Below are 20,920 nucleotides of genomic sequence, written 5' to 3'. Positions count from 1 at the left end.
CTTTCATGAGGGAAAAATTGGCTTTGGCAACATTCTTCATAACGATAGTGGCTGTTGCTGCTGGAGTGGTTTACTATTTTGGTGCAGTTTTCCTCTTAAGGTTGATTCTCGGTATAGGTTTCCTCGGACTCACGCTCCTCTTTGCTCTCGTTTTCGCTTTAACTGCTTACGCAAAGTCTAAACATGTCGTTTGGAGCTTTTTCGGTTTCTTGGCTTCAGCTTACGCTCTCTATCAAACATACACGTGGCAGAATCCGATGCACGTTCTCTGGGTGATCGTGGCTTTTGGACTGGCTTTCATAGCTTTTCTGTGGTGGATTTCCGAGCCGAGTTTAAGTTTGGTCGAGAGGCTAAGGAGTGCGGAGTCTTTGTACAGAGCCGGAAATTATAGGGCTGCTGCAATAAAATGGGAAAAGAAGGGATTGTACGAAAAGGCTGCGGAAGCTTACATAAAAGCCGAATTGCTCGAAAGCGCGGCGTGGTGTTACGAAAAAGCCGAGAAGTTCGAGAAAGCAGCACAGCTATACGAAGCTCTTGCAGAAAAAAAGGAGGACAGTTACTTCTGGAAGGAAGCCTCCGAGTTTTACAAAAAGGCGGGAAATTACGAAAAGTCAGCCGAGTGCTTGGCGAAGTATGCTGAAGAAGAACCGTGGTTCTGGGAGGATGTGGCTGAGCTTTATGAAAAAGCTGGAAATAAGGAGAAAGCAGAGTACGCTTTGAGGAAAGCTCTCGAATACTACAAGAAGGAGGCTGAAGAGGAGGGAGTTTTCTGGGAGGATGTGGCGAAAATCTACGAAAAACTTGGGGAGAAGGAGCTTGCTGTAGGGGCTTGGACCAAGTTTGCTAAGTACTGTGAGGCTGAAGCTGAAAAAGATCCGGCTTGGTATAAGCACGCTGCCGAGGCTTACGAAAAAATAGGTGCTGAGAAGAAAGCTGAGGAGATGAAAAAGAAATACGAGGAGTTCAAAGAGTCGAAGAAGAAGGGTTAGCGTAGGTTTCAAATACTACTTCTAAAATTTTTCTACCATGGGCAGAGCTTGGAAGTTCGGAGACAACGTTGATACGGACGTAATCATTCAGGGGAAGTATTTGGTTATAAATGATCCAAAAGAGCTGGCTAAGCACGTTTTTGAAAACGTAAGACCTGAGTTTGCCAAAGAAGTGAAAAAGGGAGACTTTGTGGTGGCGGGCGAAAATTTTGGGTGCGGTAGTAGCAGAGAGCACGCACCTCTCGCTTTAAAGGCTACTGGAATTGAGGCGGTTCTTGCTAAGAGTTTTGCGAGAATATTTTTCAGAAATTCCGTGAACATTGGGCTGAGAGTTATAGAGTGCGATACGAGCAAGATAGACGACGGAGACGAGCTGGAAATTGATTACGATAAGGGGGTTATAATCAACAAAACTAAGGGAATCGAACTTCCCTTCAAAAAACCACCGGAGTTCGTTGAAGAGATAATGAGGAGGGGTGGACTCGTAAACTTTGCAAGAGCTATTTTGAGGGGAGAGATATGAGGATAGCCGTAATTCCCGGGGATGGAATAGGAAAGGAAGTCGTTGAGGCGGCGATGCTAATCCTCGAAAATCTCAATTTGCCTTTCCAATACGTCTGGCTTGAAGCTGGAGACGAGGCGGAGAAAAAGTACGGAAAGGCTTTGCCGGACGAAACTCTGGAGGAAGTTAAAAAATGTAAAGCAGTCCTCTTTGGAGCTGCCGGGGAGACAGCTGCTGACGTTATAGTGAAGCTCAGGCAGGAACTTGAAACCTACGCCAATGTAAGACCGGCTAAGAGCTTTAGGGGAGTTAAGTCGATTCACAGCAACGTGGATATGGTCATAGTGAGGGAAAATACGGAGTGCCTCTACAAGGGAATAGAGTTTGAGGTTGATGGTGTTGCTGAGGCTGTTAGGATAATAAGCAGAAAGGCAAGCGAAAGAATCGTCAGATTCGCTTTTGAGCTTGCGAAGAGGGAAGGAAGGAAGAGGGTCACCGCTTTGCATAAAGCCAACGTTATGAGAAAAACGTGCGGATTGTTCAAGAGAGTTTTCTACGAAGTGGCTAAGGAGTATGGAGAGATCGAGGCTAACGACTACTACATCGATGCAGCTTGTATGTACATCGCTATGGATCCGTGGAGGTTCGATGTGATAGTGACCACGAACATGTTCGGAGACATCGTTTCGGATTTAGCAGCGGGAATAGTCGGAGGCTTGGGTTTAGCTCCTTCAGCCAATATCGGAGACGAATATGCTATATTTGAGCCGGTTCACGGGGCAGCCTTCGACATAGCTGGGAAGGGAATTGCAAATCCGACGGCGATGATTTTAACCGCTTCGATGATGCTTCGTCATTTAGGCTTCGAAGAGGAGGCTAAAAAAGTAGAAAGAGCGGTCGAGAAAGTCTTAGCTGAAGGTAAAACAACTCCGGACCTCGGAGGTAATCTAAAAACGATGGAAATGGCTGAAGAAATTTTAAAAGCTATTGAGTGAACAACTCTCTCTTTATCCTATCCATAGCCTCGACGATTTTTCTGTCCAGCTCTTGCGCGTCTTTTAATATTTCTCTGAGCTTGAACTCGTCTATTTCCTTAAAATCTGGGTGGGAGGAAATGAAATCAGAGAGATTCACTACTGTGCTCCTCAAATCTCCGAAGCAGTCGTTCAGCAGTCCGAGAATGAGCATTAACCTCGATTTTCTGTCGAGCATCATCTGAGTCCCACCAGCTCTTCAAGCGCTTTCTTGGGATCGCTCGCTTTTACGACTCCACTTGCGAGCAAAACACCGTCAGCCCCGAGGTCTATGGCTGCTACAACATCCTCGTATTTGGTTATTCCCGCTCCGCACAGAACCTTCACTTCTTCGTTAACATTTTTGGCAGCTCTTACGGAGTTTTCCACTACTTCCGGCTCCGCTTTACTCACCGGAATACCGCTTCCGATTAGTTCTGGCGGCTCTACAGCCACGAAGTCTGGAGATAAAGCCGCTGCAGCGGCGGTTGTAGAAACGTTGTTCGTGCAAACGACTGAAATTAGGTCGAGCTCCTTGAATTTGGTGACGAGAAAGTCTATGTCCGCGAGCTTCAACCTTCTCTCACTGTGGTTTATCAGACTACCCTTCGCTCCCTTCTCTTTAATCATCTCCGCGGTAATTCTTCCCGTGTGGCTTCCGAACTCAACCGCATCGACGTGCTGAGCGTAGACGTCTATTCCAACGCTCTTTACGATCTCGACAAGGTCTAAGAAGTTTGGAGCTACCCCAAAGTAAAAGTCGGATTTTTCAGCCACTTTTTCAACAGCCTTCGCCAACTCCAACGCGTTTTTTCCCGCTCCTTCCTTATACGCTTTAAAATTTATTATTACAACTTTTTTCTCCATTCTACCACCTCAAAAGTCAGTCATAATTCTAAATTGGTCAGTATCCGGTTTCATGTAGTTCAGAAATCTTCTTGCCGCTCCTTCGATGTCCTTGGCTTTTGTTATCGCCCTTCCGACAACTATTATGTCCGCTCCGTAGCTGATAACTTCCTCGATGTTTTCCGGTCTTATTCCTCCAGCAACGGCAACAAGAACGTTGTACTTCTCCTTTATTTTTTTCGCAAGCATCCACGGTGGTTTTTCGCTCTCGGAGTCTATCGCTCTATGCAGCTCCACGACGTTTGGAAAAACTCCAGCTTCCTTAATTTTTTCGAGTCTTTTAAGAGGATCTTCGACGTTCAGCATATCCACAACGCTGTAAATTCCCGTTTTGTCCGCCTCTTTAATAGCCTTTACGATCGTGCTTATCGGAGCAAGTCCGGAAATAACAACGGCATTTGCCGTCGCATCTGCCGCCATCCTCGCTTCAAGGTTTCCCGTGTCAAGAGTCTTCAAGTCGAGGACGAAGAAGGCGTTCGGCTTAATTTCCCTAAGCTCCAAGATAACCTCGGCTCCGTACCTCTTAGCTAAAGGAGTGCCGACCTCGTAAATTATGTGGTCGCTTTCTGGTATTTGGGCGAGTACTTTCTTAACTTCACCGAGATCCGGAATATCGATGGCTATTTGCAAGTAAGGAGGATCCCAGAGCTTCGTCATTTTTCTTCCCACGAGGGGGTGGCTGCTTCTGTCCTTTTCATACAGAACCGTGTCGACATCCGGAAAGCTCTGCATTGCTCTCTTCAGAGCGAGTTTCGTTGCGGAGTAATTGTAGTAGAATATTTTATGCTTGTTTTCCGCTTTTGGATGTATGAAAACGCTCACGACGACAAGGTAGTCTTCAGCCCTCTCCTTCGGAATTATTCCCTCCTCGACGGCATCGGCTATAGCTTTAGCAACTGCCATCTGAGCCGGGCCAAATATCAGCTCAGCTTGCTTCATATCTTTTATCGTCACCTTGGGAATTATTACAGCTGGGGGTTTTGTTATCAAGTTAGGTCGTATCACAGCCAAAAGAGGAGTGTGTCCAGCGGAAAGCTGCGACAAAGCGTTAGCAAAAGCCTGAGCAACTGGACTGTCTTTGGTTCCTATCATCAGATCGATGTGAGCAACTTCGTTTCCAACTCCTATCAAAGCCTCACCTATTCTCATTTCCATGCTATCACCTTAAAACTCAAGAACTTCTTCGTAGAACCTTCTGATCATCTTGTGATCGTGCAGAAGCTCTTTTTCCTTGAGTATCTCCCTTTCAAGCTTTTTGAGGGTTGCGTGGATGGCGTATTCCACACCCCAACCTTCTCCGGAAGCGAAGAACGTTCCTCTTTCGCTCGTAAGCTTCATTCTTACGTGAATTAACGGTAAAGCCCTGAAAACGTCCTTATGCCTTTTTATGTAAACGAACATGTAGCTTTCTCCAAGGAACTCTCCGAACTTTCTCATGAAGTTGTCGAGATCCTTGTTTATCGCTTCCTTATCAAATTCGTCGAGCGTTATGTCCCTCGTGACGAGTTCGACTTTCAATTGGGAAGGAGCAGCCTCCTTTATTAAACTTTCGAGTATGTCCTTTTTCGTCACGATCCCTTCTGGAGTGTTGTCCTTGGAAACTATCACAACGCTCGAAACCTTATGTTCGAGCATCTGATCCACAACGTCAGCTAAATTGTCCATCCTTTCAGCAGTCACCGGAGGATAACTCATTATGCTTTCGACCATTATTGAAAGAGTTTTGTCCTTTTCTCCCTTCTCCTCCCCGAGCCTTGCTCTTCTCCTTGGAGCGACGATTCTGTCAATTATATCTTTACCGGTTATAACTCCCACAACCCTGTGGTTATCATCCACAACGACAAGTCTGTCTATTCCGTTCGTCCTCATTAAAGCCAGTGCTTTCGCCGCACTTTCATGAGCCTTTATCGTAACGACGTTGGGATTCATGACGTCCCTCGCCTTTTTGTCCTTCAGCCTGTCTTTAAGAGCTTCGAGTAGGTCGTTTATGTATATCACTCCGTACTTTCCGTTTTCCCTTATAACGACAAAGGGAGTCGAGTCCTCTATGAACCTCCTTAGGACTTTTTCAAGAGTTAGATCGTTTATGTTGATTATTCCCGTTCTTATAGCAGCACTTTTAACCTTTGTTTCGTGGGGATTTACGAGGACACTTGTTCTCAGCAGGTCTTTCTCTCTAACAACCCCGTAAACTTTTCCGTTCTCCATCACGAGTATGGCTCCAGCCTTATCCTGATCGAGTTTGTCAAGAAGAGGGAAAACCTTTGAGATTGTATCTTCAGCGTTAACGATCTCGAAGTCGTATCTGATTAACTCTTTCAACCAATCTTCCACAACACCACCTCCCGGATAATCTCTATTTTTTGCAGCATAAAAAGATATGCTTTCATCCGATCGCTTCTCCCACCACCACCATCGCCACACCTCTGACTTCTTTCATTCTTTCCGGTAGCTCTTTGAGCTTGCAGAAAATTGTTCTACCTTTTTTTGTAGATCCGTTCTCGATTATAGCAGCTGGGCAATCTTCTGGCTTTCCAACTTTTGTTAGAATTTTTTTTATATTCTCCGCATAATCTCTTGCCATTAGCACGACGAAAGTTGAGTTTTTTAGCAACACGTCCACTTCTTCCTCTTTTATGTTCCCCGGAATAACGACTATGCTCTTGCTAACTCCGCTCCTTGTTAATGGGATTTCGTAGAAGGACGGAAGAGTTATCGAGCTTATTCCGGGAATAACTTCGTAGTCTATTCCGTTTTCCTTTAAAGCTTTAACTTCCTCGTATCCCCTTCCATAAACGAACGGATCTCCCCCCTTCAACCTCGCCACGATTTTCCCTTCTCTTGCGAGTCTGACCATCAGTTCGTTAATTTCCTCTTGCCTCCTATTACTACCTTTCCTCTTCCCCACGTTGATGAGTTCTTTTCCCATTTCCTTTAGTTTTTCCAAGATTTCTTCTCCGATTAAGGAGTCGTGCAAAACTACATCTGCCTCTATAAGAGCTCTGAGTGCTTTTATCGTCAGAAGTTCGAAGTTTCCCGGTCCAGCTCCTACGATGTACACTTTTCCGGACACCGCCGAAGATACTTTTTGGAGGTTAAATAACTTTTCTTACAGCCTTTGCTATAGCCCTCGAAAGGGTTGGCGGTACTGCTTCGCCAACCAGCTCGTACTGCGTCTCAATGCCACCTTTAAAAACGTGGTCGTCTGGAAAACCCATTAATCTCGCTTGTTCTCTTACGGTAAGCAGCCTGTTCTCGAAGGGATGGACGAATCTCGAATTCCCCAAAACCGTCGGAGCAAGCCTGTAGGGGTGAAGCCTTATCCAATTTCCGAAGCTTTTCCCGCTACCTCTGAACCCGTACAAAGCTTCACCCCACCTAAGTCTTGAGATTTCCATCTCTTTTTTCTTAGACAGCTTTTTAGCAAAGTTGTTTGGAGCGTCATTCGGAATGTTGGAAATAGCTTCTATAACTTTGATCTTCTTCCCTTTTTCGGGCTTTATTTCCATGTTAGAAACGAAGACTCTCGTTCTTTTAGAAGGCGTAGAGAAATCCTCGGCTTTGAGAACGTTGAAGTAAACGTCGTAACCGGCTTTTTTAAATAGTTTGCTCAAAACGCCTTTCAGCTCAAGAATTCCGGGGACGTTTTCCATTATAAAGAAATCGGGCTTAGCTTCCTTCAAAATCCTGATGAACTCTAAGGTGAGCATACCTCTCTTATCTTTGAAAAGTCGATCTTCAGGTTTTTCAAACCTCCTCTCGTTTGCCTTCGTGAAAGCTTCGCAGGGTGGAGAGGCTATGATCATCTCGACTCCGTAATCTTTCAAAATCTTCCCGCTGAAATTCTTAACATCCACCTGAAAAACATCGGTATCGAAGTTCTCCTTGTAAGTGTTGACAGCGTGCTTGAAATTGTCGACAGCAACAACTACCTCGAACTTTTCTTCAACAAAACCTCTTGCAAATCCTCCAGCTCCGGCGAATATATCAGCTACTTTCATCGACTCTTTTAGAATAGAATTGCTCTGCTAAAAAGGTTTTAGTAAAGATGCCGACAGCTTCCGCGCTTCCCGCGCCCTCTCGGAGCGCAGTACAACGCGGAACGGGATCGGGCTTAACTTCCGGGTTCGGAATGAGACCGGGTGTTTCCCCGATCCCTATGGCCGTCGGCGTTTTTAGTTAAAAATGAGTCGTTATTTAAGCGTTTTGGTGCTGGACTTAGGTACGATTCCTAAATTATTTTTCATTATTAAATGTGTTTCTTGGATGCGTTGAGAGCGTCGGTGAATACCCTTAAGGAAGTGCGGTTTTATCGGACAACTATGGAATAAAGATCATCCAATGGTTACGAGCTGCGTAAGGTTCGACTACCATCGTAGAATCGTTGAAGTAAAAAATATATGCTGAAAAACCCAGCGAGAATCAATGCCGGTAGTCACCCTTTACTGGGATGAGCTTGAGGAATTAGTAGGAAAAAGCAGGGAGGAGATTTTGAAAAAGCTTCCCATGCTCGGTTGCGATGTTGAGAGGGTTGAGGAGGATCACGTTGATGTTGAATTCTTTCCGAATCGCCCAGACCTTTACAGCGTTGAAGGTGTTGCGAGAGCTTTAAAAGGTTTTATGGATATCGAGTTCGGTTATATCGACTACGAGGTTAAAAAGGGGAACTGGAAAATTTACGTGGACGAGAGCGTTTTGAGAGTAAGACCGAGGATAGTTGGGTGCGTTGTTAGGAACATAAGGATTGACGACAGAGTTTTGAGGTCTATGATTGAGGTGCAGGAAGACCTTCACTGGACGATAGGAAGGAACAGGAGAAAGATGGCTATAGGAATTCACGACCTCGACAAGATTAGCTTTCCTTTGAAGTACACGGCTGTTTCTGAGGAATTCTCCTTTGTTCCCCTTGATTTTGAGGAGGAGATGAGCGTCAAGGAAATTTTGGAGAGGCATCCTAAAGGGAAGGAGTACAGATTTATTTTGGAGAAAGCTGAAGCCTACCCGATGATAATAGATTCCAAAGGTAACGCAATTTCATTCCCTCCGATAATTAATGCAGAGCTAACGAGGGTGACCGAGAGAACGACCAACCTCTTCATAGACGTTACCGGCTTCGACGAGAACGTCGACAAGGCTCTGAAAATTTTGGCTGCAATGTTCGCTGATAGGGGAGGAAAACTTGAGAGCGTTGAAATAATTTATCCGAATAAGAGGGAAGAAACACCTGACATGTCTCCGAGGGTTTTGGAGGTTAAAAAGAGCGAAATATACTCTCTTCTTGGGTTTAAGCTGAGCGATGAGGAAATAAAGCTGGCTTTGGGAAGAATGAGGTACGGCTTCGAGATTGGGGAGAATATCGTCAAGGTGTTCATTCCGCCCTACAGAGCGGACATAATGCACGAATGGGATGTAATAGAGGATATAGCAATCGGCTACGGGTACGACAGAATTCAGCCCACCTATCCTCCAACTCCTGGAATTGGGAGAGAGCACGAGTGGTTCAAGCTGAGAGAGTTGATTAGGGAGATAATGATAGGTCTCGGCTTTACGGAGGTTATAACCTTTACCCTAACGAACGAGAAAGCGCAGTATGAGTTCATGAGGAGGAAGGCGGAACCTTGGAAGGATTTCGTTCCAGTTATGCATCCTTTAACTGAGGAGCACACGATAATCAGAACGGACATCCTTCCGAAGCTCCTTGAGGTTTTGGCGAACAACAAACACCATGCGATGCCCCAGAAGATATTCGAAGTTGGAGATGTCGTAGTAAATTTGAAGAACAGATTAAGGCTCGCTGCTTGCGTGACTCACTCTAAAGCGAACTTCTCGGAGATAAGGAGCTACGTTCAGGCTTTGATGAGGGAGCTCGACCTTGAGTGGGATGTTAAGGAAAGCGAGGACGAGGCTTTCATAAAAGGAAGGAGAGCGGACATAATAGTTAGAGGAAAGAAAATAGGGGTTTTCGGGGAAATTCATCCTGAGGTTTTGGAGAAATTCGATTTGTCGAATCCCGTTGCAGCTTTCGAGATTGATTTGAGTGAGATCTTCGATACCGGCTACATCATTTAGGGCAAAGGTTTTTACACTCAATTTTTCTGCTTTAATCGATGTTCGACATAACGAAAAAGCCCTTCATAGTGTTCTGGGAACTAACGAGAGCCTGTATGCTTGCTTGTAAGCATTGCAGGGCGAAAGCTCAGAAGAAAAGACACCCGGACGAGCTTACGACTGAAGAAGCTTACAAGGTCGTTGATCAGCTAAGGGAATTTGGCGAACCGTATCCTCTCCTCGTTATAACGGGCGGAGATCCGCTGATGAGGGACGACGTTTTTGACATCATTGAATACGCAAGCAAAAGCGGGATTAGGACGGCAATAGCTTTCAGTGGAACTAAACTTGCAACGAAGCAGAGATTGGAGAAGTTAAAAGAAGCCGGAGTTGCGAGGATTGCGATAAGCTTAGACGGTAGCACTTCGGAAATTCACGACTACTTTAGAGGAGTAACCGGAACTTTTGAAACAAGCTTGGAAATACTTGAAATGGCTAAGGAAATCGGAATTTCAAGACAGATAAACACAACCGTGACTACCTTCAACATGCTCGACTTGCCGAACATAATGAGAATAGGAATAGATTACGAGATAGCTTTGTGGGACGTCTTTTTCATCGTACCAACTGGAAGGGCTAAAGTTGAGTACATGCCCTCTTCGCAAGAATTCGAGGACGTTTTGAACTTCCTGTACGATGTTTCGAAGCTCACTCCTCTTAACGTTAAAAGCTCGGCAGCCACTCATCTAAGAAGAGTTGAGCAGATGAGGGATAGGGGAATTTACGATCTGCCCCACGGGGAGCTTTATTACAAGCTGAGGTCGAAGCTGGATGGATTCGAGGCTAAACCAAAGGAAATAGTTTCTGGAGCTTACGGAAGGAGCTTAGCAGACGGAATCAGAAGGATGATGGGTATAACCGATGGAAGAGGAATGTTCTTCATCAGCCACATAGGCGAAGTTTATCCGAGTGGATTTCTGCCAATTCAGGCTGGAAATGTAAGGGAAAAAAGTTTGAAAGAGATATACATGAACTCCAAGATATTTGTCGAATTAAAGAATCCCGACATGCTGAAAGGGAAATGCGGGATTTGCGAATACAGAAGAATCTGCGGTGGTAGCAGAGCGAGAGCTTACGCTATGACCGGCGACTACCTTGCTGAAGAGCCAAGGTGCATATACATTCCCAAGAAATCGAGGCAGTAAGCTTTATCAATTTTCCTTCGAAATTTTGAGTTGAAGATGTTCTACGAAATTGAAGAAATCAAAAGGAGGAGGAAGAAATTAGGGTTGACGCAAAAAAAGCTGGCTGAGCTTGTTGGAGTTAGCCAGCCTCTTATAGCAAGACTCGAAAGCGGAGACCTTGATCCAAAGCTCTCTCTCATAAAAAAGATATTCAAAGTTCTCGACGAGCTTGAAGGAAAAATGACAGCTAAGAAAATAATGAATCCGAACGTTATCTTCGCCTCTCCAAACGACACGGCAAAGAAAATTATAGAGATAATGTGGGAGAAAGGTATTTCCCAGATCCCGGTCATCGAGAGGGGGAAGGTTGTCGGAACCGTAACGGAATCGGCTATAATAAAAAGAATGATCGAAAAAGGAGCAGATTCTCTCGTTGAAATAAAGGTTAGGGAGATAATGGAAGATCCTCTTCCGGCAATACCTCCGGACGAGTCTCTTGAAAACATTTCCAAGATGCTTTTAAACAGCCCAGCTGTTTTGGTGGTTGAGAAAGATAAGATACTTGGGATAATTACGAAACACGATGTCATGAAGGTGATTAAGGGATGAATTTCAAGCACATCTTCTGGTTTGAAATGGCGGACTACGAAAAAATAGAGTATCTGAGGAAGTTTAGCGTAGCAGTTATAGGAAGCAGAATGCTCGCAGAAATTCTTTGGAGATGCGGAGTTGGTTGTATAAGGTACATAGGGGATGTCGTCACACCAATGGACGTTCGAATTGACCCCACTTACGACTATCTCGATGCAAACGACTATGACGTGATGCATCCAAATCCGGACAGCTGCGTGATAAGTTATCCCTACCCCCACGACTACAAAGAATTGAAAAGACAACTGAGGGGGATAGACGTCGTCGTCGCCCACAAATACGAGGATGTGGCAGCGAAAATTGCTGAAGAGCTTGGAGTCCCATTCATTCCTAAAATAATTACAACTTTTCTTCCAGACGGCGTTAGCTTTTTCGAAGTCAAGATGCCGCAGATTGAAGAAAATCCGATCTCTTACTCCATAACTTGCAGCATCCAAGCAGGGGAGATTATGAGGATATTTACCGGCTACGAATTGCCTGTTATTGCTCCGGAGGCTTACGTTGTTGACTTAAAATCAAAAAGTTATTTAAAAAAGGTGGAGCTTGAGAGGATATGATCATAAGAACACCCTCAAGGATTCACGTTACTCTGATAGACTTAAACGGTGAAATAGGCAGGATCGATGGGGGAGTGGGTTTCGCTCTTGAGGAACCTTACATAAAAATTAGAGCCGAAAAAGCGGAGGATGTAAAGATAGCGGGCGAATCTTTTAATAGGGACAGGTTTGAATACGTCGCAAAAATTTTCAAAGAGAGGTTTGGAAGGGGGATAAAAATCGAGGTCATTTCCGATTACAAGCCTCATGTTGGTTTGGGTAGCGGAACTCAGATAAGTCTGGCAGTGGGGAAAGCTTATTCCGAACTGTACGGATTGAACCTAAGCACGAGAGAAATAGCAAGAATAACCAAGAGGGGAGGGACTTCTGGAATAGGCGTTGCCGCTTTTGAGTTTGGCGGCTTTATAGTTGACGGAGGGCATTCGAAAAAAGTTAAGAACAGCTTTTTACCTTCCGCTTTCAGCAACGCCCCTCCAGCCCCTCTCATTTCGAGACTCGATTTTCCCGATTGGGAAATTTGCTTGATAATTCCGGAAAAGAAAGGATTTTTTGGGAAGAAAGAAGTCGATTTGTTTGAGAAAAACACTCCGGTAAAAATTGAAGAGGTTAGGGAACTTTGCCACATAATACTGATGAAGCTCCTTCCGGCTGTGGCAGAGAAAGATCTTGAGGAGTTTTCTTCAGCGATTTCGAGAATCCAGGAAATCGGATTTAAAAAAGCTGAGGTAAATCAGTACGGAGAGGAGTTCAGAAAGCTAATGAAGAAGTTACAAGAGCTTGGGGCTTGCGGGATGAGCTCCACTGGACCGACACTATATCTTGTATCAGAAAAAATAAATATCGATGAAGTTAAAGAGATCGTAAACGGTTACGATGTGGAGTTAATTTTAACAAAGGGGAGAAACAGGGGGGCTGAAGTTGAAGTATAACCTCTGGTGCGGAGAATATGACGGAAAGCTGAAACTGTCAAAGGACTTTGCGAAATCCTTTGCGAAAGCGAAAAATCCCAGTCCAGTTCCGGAAGAAGCTTTTGAAGAGGCTAAAGAAAAAGTCAAAAATTATTACGAAGTCCTCAGAAGGGTTGCGATAGAGGTTACGGAAAGAAAAGTTGAGAGGGAGTTAAGAAGGGAGGATAGATACGTCATAATGCTCGTTAAAGCTTTGGATGAGCTTAACGAAGCTATAAATCTGCTCGAAGAGAAGTATAGGGATCTCGTGGAAGTTAAGACGTCGGAAATTTCTGAGGAATTTGAAGAGAGAATTAGGGGTTTAAAAGAGCTGAGAAGAAGAATTGAGAAGGAAATCGATGAGGTCATGGGTAAAATAGCACCGAATCTAACCGAAATACTCGGAGCTAAGATCGCTGCGAGGCTTTTAGAGAGGGCGGGAAGCATGGAAAAGCTTGCAATTCTTCCGGCAAGCACGATACAGATTATTGGAGCCGAGAAATCCCTGTTCAAAGCTTTGACGAGAATTAGGAAGGGTAAGAAAGCTAAAATACCCAAGCACGGAATAATATTTCAGCATCCTTTCATAAGATCTCTCCCCAAGAGGAAAAGAGGAAAGATGGCGAGGTTTATGGCTGGAAAGCTTGCTATAGCTGCTAAACTCGATTACTTTAGCGGAGAGTTGAAGGAAGAACTCGCGGAGGAGGTTAGGAGGAAGTATGAAGAACTTGCAAGAGCTTGAGGAGGTTTTACCTAACACGTACTTCATTCAGGTTAACGGAAAGAGACTTTTAGCGACGAAGAGTAAGTATCCTCCCTTTTACGGGGAGAGAAAGTACGGAGAGTATAGAGAGTGGATTCCCACGAGGAGCAAGCTTTCTGCGGCGATAATAAAGGGGTTGAGACCGAAGATTAAAGAAGATACGAAAATCCTTTACCTTGGAGCAGCTTCAGGAACGACAGTGAGCCACCTTTCGGATATCGTTGAAGAGGGCGTTATTTACGCTGTTGAATACTCCGCAAAGCCCTTCGTGAAATTCCTTGAACTTGCCAAAGAGAGGAGAAATATCGTTCCCCTCCTTGAAGATGCGAGAAAGCCGGAGAATTACTCTGGAATAGTCGAAAAAGTCGATTTTATTTATCAAGATATAGCTCAGAGGGACCAAATAGACATTTTCGTTAAAAATGCAGAGTTCTTTTTGAAGAAGGGGGGAATTGGGATAATAATGGTTAAAGCGAGAAGTATAGATTCGACTCTCGAACCTGAAAAAATTTTCAAAAACGTTGAAAAGGAGTTAAAAAGGAAATTCGACCTGCTATCTAAAATCGACATCCAGAGTTATCACAAAGACCATGTCTGCTTTTACCTAAGGTGGAGGGGATGAGGCAACGCTTCGTTCTCGACACTACAGCAATAACCGATACTGGCATGAGGGAAAAGGAGGGTTTCGAAGACCTATGCCATTCGGCAAGCGAAATTCTGGATTTGATCGCTAAAGCGAGAATGAAGCTGGATATAAGCTGCTACATTCCCTATCCCTCTGTTTACACCGAGCTTATAAGTTTTCTGAAGAGGTACAACTGCTCCGAGGAGGTAATAATCAAGATCGACACGTGGCTGATCAAGAAAACGCCAAGCAGAATAGAGGTAATGATTCCGGCGGCAATTTTTTACGAATACGTTCTTACTATGAGACAGAAGATTAACAAGGGCAGGAGGATAGCTGAGGACTTTATCTGGGAAAGCTCGGCTGTGACGTCTAAGGTAAAACCAGAGGAGCTTAGAAAGGAGATAGGTGAACTCATTTCGAGATTCAGGGAGAAGTACAGGGCAGCGCTACGCCACGGAATTCTTGACTCTTCTCCGGATATAGATGTTCTCCTCTTGGCTAAAGAGCTTGACGCAGCGGTAGTCAGTAGTGATGAGGGAATAAAGAGGTGGGCTGAGCTGATGGGTTTGAGATTCGTGGAGGCGATAAAGTTTCCGAGAATGCTCAGGGAGTATTTAAGCATGTTGGAGGGAGAGAAATGAAGATAGAGAGACCGAGAGGGACGAGAGATTTCTTACCAGAAGAGATGGAGAAAAGAAGAGAGCTCGAAAAAATTTTCAGAGAAGTTGCTGAGCTTTTCGGCTATAGGGAGATTCAAACTCCGACTTTTGAACACTTAGAACTCTTCACGATAAAGTCTGGAGAGGAGATAATAAAGGAAATTTACGCTTTCAAAGATAAAGGTGGGAGGGACTTAGCGCTTCGTCCAGAGCTTACAGCCCCGGTTATGAGGATGTTCGTTAACGAGTGCTCTCATCTGCCAAAGCCTCTAAGGTTCTACTACTTCTCTAACTGCTTTAGATACGAGAGACCTCAGAAAGGAAGGTATAGAGAGTTCTGGCAGTTTGGGGCGGAGCTTATAGGAAGCAATTCCCCAGAAGCTGAGGCTGAAGTTATTTTGCTTTCTTACAGAATGCTTGAAAGGGCTGGGATTAACTTTGAACTCAGCATAGGAGATGTGAATCTGCTCAGATACGTTCTTAGGGACATCCCAGAAAAGGAGGCTGCTATGAGGCTTATAGACAAGGAGGAATTTGAAGCCCTGAAGAGGTTGCTTGCCAAGTACGATATGGTAGAGATTTACGAAACCATCCTCCAGTTCAGAGAAATAAAAAACGTCGAAGAAGCTGAAGAGGTTATCGACTACGATTTTAGCCATCTCAAAAAAATTTGCGAAATTCTCGATGAACTCGGGCTGAGATATTTCGTCGACTTCACAGTCGCGAGAGGTTTGGATTACTATACAGGCACGGTTTTTGAGTACTACGCGGAAGGCTTAGGAGCGCAAAAGCAGGTGTGCGGGGGAGGAAGTTACAGGCTCGCAAAATTATTTGGAGGAGAAGATGTTCCGGGAACTGGATTTGCGATAGGTTTCGACAGAGTTATGGAGCTTTTCGTCAAATCCCCGAAATACGAGCCGCCGGTGGTTGTTGTTTCGCTTGTCGAGTCTAAAGAGGCTTTCAAAATAGCTGAAAGGTTTAGAGAGAATGGAGTGAAGGTAGTAGTCGATGTTATGGGGAGAAGTCTGAAAAAGCAGATGAGCTTTGCAAACGACATTTCGGCTGAATACGCTGTAATCATTGGTAAAAAGGAACTTGAAAGCGGAGTTTTTTCAGTTAAGGACCTCGTTACCGGAAAGCAGAAGTCCGTGAGTTTTGAGGAGGCGGTAGAATTAATCAAAAGCAAAGGGAGGATCGACGAAGAGTAAACATCTTCCCACTCTCTTAGCTCTTTTGGCGCTCTCAAGGGTAGTCAACCTTGCGTATCTCGCCGCATCAACGATGTTTCTTCCGAGGGAGAGGTTAGCAAGTAAAGCTGAGCTGTAAACGCAACCAGTCCCGTGCACTTCCTTTTCTCCAACTTCGGCTTTTATTTCGTGAAATTCCCCATCGTAAATAACGTCAACTCCTCCTATGGCTTTTCCGGTGATTATTACCGAGCATCCGTGCTTCTCGGCAATTTTCTTCGCAGCTTTTTTAGCCTCTTCAACGCTTGAAATTCTCTCTCCGGAAAAGACTTCAGCTTCTCTAACGTTTGGAGTTACTGCATCAACGACATCGAAAAGACTCTCGTAAATTTTTGGTTCAGCAAATCTGTATCCGGTGGAGGAGACTAAGATGGGATCGAGAACCTTAAATCCTTTGAAGTCTTTTAAAAATTCTCTCAGAAGTTTCGCCTGCTTTTCAGACACCACAATCCCAACTTTTACCCCCTTTACATCGAAATCTTCGAAAATTGCTTTCAACTGCATTTCCAGATCTTCTGCTTCGACAACTTTCATCCCTTCTATTCTGCAGGAGTTCTGGTAGGTTATAGCTGTGACTGCACAAACTCCATGGAAACCGAAAAGTCTGAAAATTCTGGTGTCGAGGGTTACTCCAGCTGAATTTGACGTGTCTAAACCAGCGACGCTTACAAGAACCTCCAACTTACCACCCCGTTTTTCTTGAGAATGTACAACGAGAGGAGTATCATTAAGGCGTTTAAAACTATGCTGTCGTACCTAAAAGTTAAGATTCTGAATCTCTTCTTTGCTGGATATAAAAGCTGCACTCCGCTCTTGGTTAGAGAGTCGAGGAAAATGTGGGAAACCAATCCTATAAAAGCGAATATTACAATGCTTTTGTCAAGGAGGTAAACGAGGTAAATAGTTAGGAAGAGGAAGAGCAAAGAGTGTGTGAAGCCGCGATGTTTAATTCTTAGAAGAATGTCGATGTCGCTCAAAATTCCAAAGAGCCCGGTTGCAAAAAGGAAGTTCGCATCTTTTGTCAAAAAACTGGCTAACGCTACGGGAAATAATATGTGCGTTATTTTGAGCATTTTCAGTACTCCTTTTTCTCATGAATTAGGGAAATGAAGTCTTTTGGAGAAGAAACGCAGGATATTTCGTCTTTTGTTATGAACACTACCCCCTCAACTTCGCTTTTTACCCTTTTTTCGACGATGTACGCTGCGTTTGCTGAAACGACCTCCGAAACTCTACCGATGAGGCTGGCTCTTCTCTCTATCTCCCTCACCTGCTTAACTCCCGTAAGCACGTTTTCATCTTCAACAACGCTCAAAGCATCGAAGGGAGCGTACTTTACCGGGTAGATCTTTATCCCTATGCATTTCAGCTGATCAACTATTTCTGCCTCCTCTCCTTCGAACTCCTCTTCGGGCTCTTCCACATCTATTTCGAATTCGAAAACGTTTATTTCCTTTACGATATCCCCTCCAAGAAGCTCTTCAAGTTTGATAGCGTTATCGAGGGATACATCGATACCCTCCTCGTACTTCTTAGCCGCCCTTCTTGTTATTCCGATCCTTGACGCTATTTCTCCTATCGACAGCCCGAGTTCTTCTCTCCTTCTCTTGAACTTCTCGCTGTCGATCTTAACGTAATAACCTCCTGGAGCTGAGTATATTAAAGGATAAACGTTCTCGACTACGATGTCGTATAGGGTTGCGACGTTTATAACTGGAATGCCGTATCTCGTGTAAACAACACCCCTCTCAAGGTAATCCTGCTTAAACCTTTCTCCAACAACTATCGGGCTCGCTTTGAGGAACTTCGCTATTAACTTCATCTCCTTCACGGCTTCGGATTTTAGGGAGTCCACGTTGTAGAGAACTTTTATCAAGATTACAAAGTCGTCTTTCCTTGCGACTATGTCGAAACACCTGGGCTTAGTCTCGACTAAGTCCGTAACCGTGAAACCTGCTTTCTTCAGTATTTTTAACACTGCACGCATCACGAGTTCTTGCATCTTCAAAAAGAGTATGTCGAAGGGTGTATATAAATTGTTTTCTCTAAAGTGTGTAACCTACGCAAAGCTGCTCGAATTTCTCGTGTTTCATTAACTCTTCAGCTTCCCCTCCGAAAACGACCCTTCCGCTCACGAACATATACGCATAATCGCTTATTTCCAAAGCTTTTAGAACGTTCTGTTCCACGAGCAGAATCGTTATCTTCAGCTCATCTCTGAGAAACTGAATTTTCTCGAAAATTGTCGAAGCGTATTTTGGAGAGAGCATAGCAGTTGGCTCATCGAGCATCATCAGTTTCGCGTTCTTTATCAATGCCATTGCCATAGCTAAGAACTGCCTCTCTCCGCCGCTGAGCGTTCCCGCCTTTCTTTTCATTTTCGTTTGAAGTTCTGGAAACATTGATAAGGCAAGCTCAACCCTTTCCTCGAAATCCTCCTTCTCTACTGTGTATCCCGCAATCTTTAGATTCTCTTCGACGCTCAGATTTGCAAAGATATTGTCAGTCTGAGGTAAGTATGCGATTCCAAGCTTGGTTTTGTCGTGGGGAGGAATTTTCGTGATGTCTTTTCCGTTATACTGTATCTTTCCGCTGTAAATTGTCGTCAATCCAAAAATGGACTTTAGAAATGTGCTCTTTCCACTGCCGTTTGGTCCCACTACCGTGGTTATTGATTTCTCCTTTATTTTAGCGTTAACGTCGAAGAGTATGTGAAGCTCTTTATATCCAGCGTTTAGGTTTTCCACTTCAAGCACCTAAGTACACCTCCACGACTTCCGGTCTCTCTATTACCTCCTTTCCTTTTCCTTCGGCTATAATTCTCCCAGAAGCCATCACGTATACTTTATCAACGTATTCGAGAACTATATCGAGCCTGTGCTCAACGATTAAAAACGTCTTCCCCATCTCGCAGAGCTCTCTCATCCTTCCGAGGATGTCGTGGGAAAGCTTTGGTGCAACTCCAGCCAGAGGCTCGTCCATAACAAACAGATCTGCGTCACTCATTAGAGCTCTGCCTATCTCAACAAGCCTGAGCTGACCTCCACTCAGATTCTGGGCTTCTTCGTCCCATAAATGCTCTATGCCAAGGAATTCGAGAATTTCAAAGGCTTTCATGACGCTCTCCTTCTCTTTTGGAATGTAAGCTTTCGTTAACGCCCCTACTATTCCTTCTCCGGGGTTTTCCCTCGCTATCAGCAGATTTTCAAGGACCGTTAACTTCTTCAAAGGCTTTGGAATCTGAAACGTCCTTACTATTCCCCTTCTGTACAGTTCGTGGGGAGGTTTGTTTGTTATATCTTCTCCTTTATATTCAACTTTCCCCTCGTCAGCCTTGTAAAATCCCGTGATCACGTTTATCAGCGTTGTTTTTCCGCTACCGTTTGGTCCTATCACGAGAGTTATCTTTCCCTCTTCGACTTCGATGTTAACTCTGTCCAAAGCTTTTAGACCGTCAAAAAATTTGGAAAGAGAAAAAGTTCTTAAAATCATGCTCTTCTTCTCAGTGCGTAAGCTGCAGCAGCTGCAGCAATCAGTATTCCGAATCCTGGTGTTTTCTTCTCTTCCTTCTTTTCTTCCTTAGGAGTCTCCTTCTTCTCTACTGGCGTCTCTTTCTTTTCTGGTGTTGGTGTTGGCGTAGCTTTTACCTCTGGCCACTTCGGCTTGTACTTCCATTCGATGCTCTTGGTTTCGAACTTCCAGATCCCAGCTATGTCCCACTTTCCTTCTTCGTTTACGTAGTAGATTGCGTAGTCTCCGCTTGCTCTGTCGTTCCACTCGTTGAGTTCGATTCTTCCGCTTACTGGCTGCACGCCGTATTCGCCGTTGCTGTATTTCACAGCCACCTCTTTAATCTTCTCGACCATTGCATCTGGGTCGTAGCTGCCTTTTTCTTTCACGACTTCAACGTAAGCCAGTGCAAGAACCCAAGCTGCATCGTAGGCGTTCATCGCATACTGGTAAGGAGCTTCTCCGAATCCTCTCTTAGCGTATTCTTCAGCGAGTTTATCGTAAGCTGGTCCTTTACTCTCGAATAGCGTTGCGTACATTCCGACTCTCTTAACTTTCTCCAAAGCATCGCTTATCTTTCCGCTCTTAGCGTTTCCGTCACATCCGATCCAGACGACGTTGAGCAAGGGCGAATCTTCAGGGGTTTGAGCCAACAACGTGTAAACTTCTTCGTAGGTAAATGCAACAACAGCTACCTTCTCTCTGCCGTATTTCTCGATCAGCTTGTTTAATTCGCTCTCCATGCTTGAGATGTATGGCGAGAAGTCGGCCGGAACGGAATCAGGATACTCGATCGGCTGCGCTATCTCAATCCCAGCCGCTTCGAGCTTCGGCTTTATGGTCTCGTACAATCCTCTTCCCCAGGCGTTGCCTATGTAAATTATTACTACTCCCTTCACTCCGAGGTCCTTAAGCTCGGATGCAATCGCATCAGTCTGCAGATCGTCAGTTCCGACGAATCTGAATATGTACTTCTTATCCTCCGGCGTGGCGAAACCGATTATAGTCGGCAACGCCGTTGAAGATGGCGAGATTATTATTATCTTGTTTGACGTAACGAAGTCCTTGACGTTAGCTACCTCTCCACTTCCCATCGGACCGACAATGAGATTTATCCCTCTGGCGTAAAGGCTTTGCACCTTTTGCAAAGCTATATTCGGATCAACCTTCGTATCTTCAACGTAAAATTCTACTGTGTAATCCAGCCCCTTCTCCTTGAAGTAGCTGTTTATCTCATCCTTCGCAATATCCAATGTGTTCTTAATGTCCGTACCGAACGTTGTCAGTGGTCCAGACAAATCCACAAGTACACCAAT

At 44.6% G+C, this 20,920-nt stretch carries 24 protein-coding genes and 1 rRNA gene; 12 read left to right on the top strand and 13 right to left on the bottom strand.

What is annotated here, in order from left to right; all coding sequences use genetic code 11:
- The first annotated feature begins 5 nt into the window (after positions 1-5).
- Genes F7C14_RS03380 through F7C14_RS03370 form a run of 3 tightly spaced genes read left to right on the top strand, consistent with a single transcriptional unit; the run spans position 6 to position 2,486 of the window.
- Entirely contained in the window at positions 6-989 is a 984-nt protein-coding gene (locus F7C14_RS03380; protein ID WP_290899938.1) for a GlcNAc transferase, read from the top strand.
- 37 nt (positions 990-1,026) lie between these two features.
- Positions 1,027-1,512 (top strand): 3-isopropylmalate dehydratase small subunit, encoded by a 486-nt coding sequence (locus F7C14_RS03375; protein WP_290899936.1) that lies wholly within the window; start codon positions 1,027-1,029, stop codon positions 1,510-1,512.
- Entirely contained in the window at positions 1,509-2,486 is a 978-nt protein-coding gene (locus F7C14_RS03370) for an isocitrate/isopropylmalate family dehydrogenase (protein WP_290899934.1), read from the top strand. The genes F7C14_RS03375 and F7C14_RS03370 overlap by 4 nt, the downstream gene beginning before the upstream one ends.
- Here F7C14_RS03370 and F7C14_RS03365 read toward each other — a convergent pair.
- The 7 genes from F7C14_RS03365 to rrf all read right to left on the bottom strand — a co-directional run bounded on the left by F7C14_RS03365 (position 2,476) and on the right by rrf (position 7,581).
- Positions 2,476-2,706: a hypothetical protein gene (locus F7C14_RS03365; protein WP_290899932.1), complete on the bottom strand. Its 231-nt coding sequence runs from the start codon at positions 2,704-2,706 to the stop codon at positions 2,476-2,478. The two genes, F7C14_RS03370 and F7C14_RS03365, sit on opposite strands and share 11 nt — an antisense overlap.
- Positions 2,703-3,371, bottom strand: coding sequence for a triose-phosphate isomerase (gene tpiA, locus F7C14_RS03360; protein ID WP_290899930.1), 669 nt, complete (start codon positions 3,369-3,371; stop codon positions 2,703-2,705). The genes F7C14_RS03365 and tpiA overlap by 4 nt, the downstream gene beginning before the upstream one ends.
- 9 nt (positions 3,372-3,380) lie before the next feature.
- Complete coding sequence (locus tag F7C14_RS03355) at positions 3,381-4,565, bottom strand: bifunctional 5,6,7,8-tetrahydromethanopterin hydro-lyase/3-hexulose-6-phosphate synthase (RefSeq protein ID WP_290899927.1); 1,185 nt, start codon at positions 4,563-4,565, stop codon at positions 3,381-3,383.
- A gap of 9 nt (positions 4,566-4,574) precedes the next feature.
- Positions 4,575-5,744, bottom strand: a complete 1,170-nt coding sequence (locus F7C14_RS03350; RefSeq protein WP_290899925.1) for a CBS domain-containing protein — start codon at positions 5,742-5,744, stop codon at positions 4,575-4,577.
- A gap of 52 nt (positions 5,745-5,796) precedes the next feature.
- A complete protein-coding gene (gene cobA / locus F7C14_RS03345) occupies positions 5,797-6,483 on the bottom strand; it encodes a uroporphyrinogen-III C-methyltransferase (RefSeq protein WP_290899923.1) in 687 nt (228 codons plus the stop codon).
- Positions 6,484-6,505: 22 nt separating this feature from the next.
- Complete coding sequence (locus F7C14_RS03340; RefSeq protein ID WP_290899921.1) at positions 6,506-7,411, bottom strand: DNA cytosine methyltransferase; 906 nt, start codon at positions 7,409-7,411, stop codon at positions 6,506-6,508.
- 48 nt (positions 7,412-7,459) lie between these two features.
- Positions 7,460-7,581 (bottom strand): 5S ribosomal RNA (gene rrf, locus F7C14_RS03335).
- Between the two features lie 254 nt (positions 7,582-7,835).
- Between rrf and pheT the strand changes: the two genes are divergently transcribed.
- Genes pheT through hisS form a run of 9 tightly spaced genes read left to right on the top strand, consistent with a single transcriptional unit; the run spans position 7,836 to position 16,055 of the window.
- Positions 7,836-9,479 (top strand): phenylalanine--tRNA ligase subunit beta, encoded by a 1,644-nt coding sequence (pheT, locus tag F7C14_RS03330; protein WP_290899920.1) that lies wholly within the window; start codon positions 7,836-7,838, stop codon positions 9,477-9,479.
- A 38-nt stretch (positions 9,480-9,517) separates the two neighbouring features.
- A complete protein-coding gene (locus tag F7C14_RS03325) occupies positions 9,518-10,663 on the top strand; it encodes a TIGR04053 family radical SAM/SPASM domain-containing protein (RefSeq protein WP_290899918.1) in 1,146 nt (381 codons plus the stop codon).
- Positions 10,664-10,699: 36 nt separating this feature from the next.
- Positions 10,700-11,251: a CBS domain-containing protein gene (locus tag F7C14_RS03320; RefSeq protein WP_290899916.1), complete on the top strand. Its 552-nt coding sequence runs from the start codon at positions 10,700-10,702 to the stop codon at positions 11,249-11,251.
- Positions 11,248-11,850 (top strand): hypothetical protein, encoded by a 603-nt coding sequence (locus tag F7C14_RS03315; protein WP_290899914.1) that lies wholly within the window; start codon positions 11,248-11,250, stop codon positions 11,848-11,850. The genes F7C14_RS03320 and F7C14_RS03315 overlap by 4 nt, the downstream gene beginning before the upstream one ends.
- Entirely contained in the window at positions 11,847-12,779 is a 933-nt protein-coding gene (locus F7C14_RS03310; protein WP_290899912.1) for a beta-ribofuranosylaminobenzene 5'-phosphate synthase, read from the top strand. The genes F7C14_RS03315 and F7C14_RS03310 overlap by 4 nt, the downstream gene beginning before the upstream one ends.
- The gene (locus F7C14_RS03305; RefSeq protein ID WP_290899910.1) at positions 12,769-13,539 is read left to right on the top strand and encodes an RNA-processing protein; all 771 of its coding nucleotides are present in this window, start codon (positions 12,769-12,771) and stop codon (positions 13,537-13,539) included. Before F7C14_RS03310 ends, F7C14_RS03305 begins: the two co-directional genes overlap by 11 nt.
- Positions 13,517-14,182: a fibrillarin-like rRNA/tRNA 2'-O-methyltransferase gene (locus F7C14_RS03300; protein WP_290899908.1), complete on the top strand. Its 666-nt coding sequence runs from the start codon at positions 13,517-13,519 to the stop codon at positions 14,180-14,182. Before F7C14_RS03305 ends, F7C14_RS03300 begins: the two co-directional genes overlap by 23 nt.
- Positions 14,179-14,829 (top strand): RNA ligase partner protein, encoded by a 651-nt coding sequence (locus tag F7C14_RS03295; protein WP_290899906.1) that lies wholly within the window; start codon positions 14,179-14,181, stop codon positions 14,827-14,829. The genes F7C14_RS03300 and F7C14_RS03295 overlap by 4 nt, the downstream gene beginning before the upstream one ends.
- On the top strand, positions 14,826-16,055 hold the full coding sequence (hisS, locus tag F7C14_RS03290) for a histidine--tRNA ligase (protein WP_290899904.1): 1,230 nt from the start codon (positions 14,826-14,828) through the stop codon (positions 16,053-16,055). The genes F7C14_RS03295 and hisS overlap by 4 nt, the downstream gene beginning before the upstream one ends.
- Here the strand turns inward: hisS and F7C14_RS03285 are convergent.
- From F7C14_RS03285 to F7C14_RS03260, 6 genes are all read right to left on the bottom strand, one after another.
- Positions 16,020-16,775, bottom strand: coding sequence for a PfkB family carbohydrate kinase (locus tag F7C14_RS03285; protein WP_290899902.1), 756 nt, complete (start codon positions 16,773-16,775; stop codon positions 16,020-16,022). The two genes, hisS and F7C14_RS03285, sit on opposite strands and share 36 nt — an antisense overlap.
- The gene (locus F7C14_RS03280; RefSeq protein WP_290899900.1) at positions 16,760-17,167 is read right to left on the bottom strand and encodes a metal-dependent hydrolase; all 408 of its coding nucleotides are present in this window, start codon (positions 17,165-17,167) and stop codon (positions 16,760-16,762) included. The genes F7C14_RS03285 and F7C14_RS03280 overlap by 16 nt, the downstream gene beginning before the upstream one ends.
- Before the next feature lie 2 nt (positions 17,168-17,169).
- On the bottom strand, positions 17,170-18,096 hold the full coding sequence (locus tag F7C14_RS03275) for a transcriptional regulator (RefSeq protein WP_290899898.1): 927 nt from the start codon (positions 18,094-18,096) through the stop codon (positions 17,170-17,172).
- Positions 18,097-18,139: 43 nt separating this feature from the next.
- Positions 18,140-18,850 (bottom strand): ABC transporter ATP-binding protein, encoded by a 711-nt coding sequence (locus F7C14_RS03270; RefSeq protein WP_290899896.1) that lies wholly within the window; start codon positions 18,848-18,850, stop codon positions 18,140-18,142.
- Entirely contained in the window at positions 18,843-19,586 is a 744-nt protein-coding gene (locus F7C14_RS03265; protein WP_290899895.1) for an ABC transporter ATP-binding protein, read from the bottom strand. The genes F7C14_RS03270 and F7C14_RS03265 overlap by 8 nt, the downstream gene beginning before the upstream one ends.
- Positions 19,583-20,920: ABC transporter substrate-binding protein (locus tag F7C14_RS03260; RefSeq protein ID WP_290899893.1), on the bottom strand; the 1,338-nt coding region annotated here is incomplete at its 5' end. The genes F7C14_RS03260 and F7C14_RS03265, both read right to left, overlap by 4 nt.

The sequence above is a fragment of the Ferroglobus sp. genome (genome assembly GCF_015521575.1).
In the GTDB taxonomy this organism is placed as follows: domain Archaea; phylum Halobacteriota; class Archaeoglobi; order Archaeoglobales; family Archaeoglobaceae; genus Ferroglobus.
Note: the sequence above shows the minus strand (reverse complement) of the source record. Positions and strands in the feature narration are given on the sequence as shown.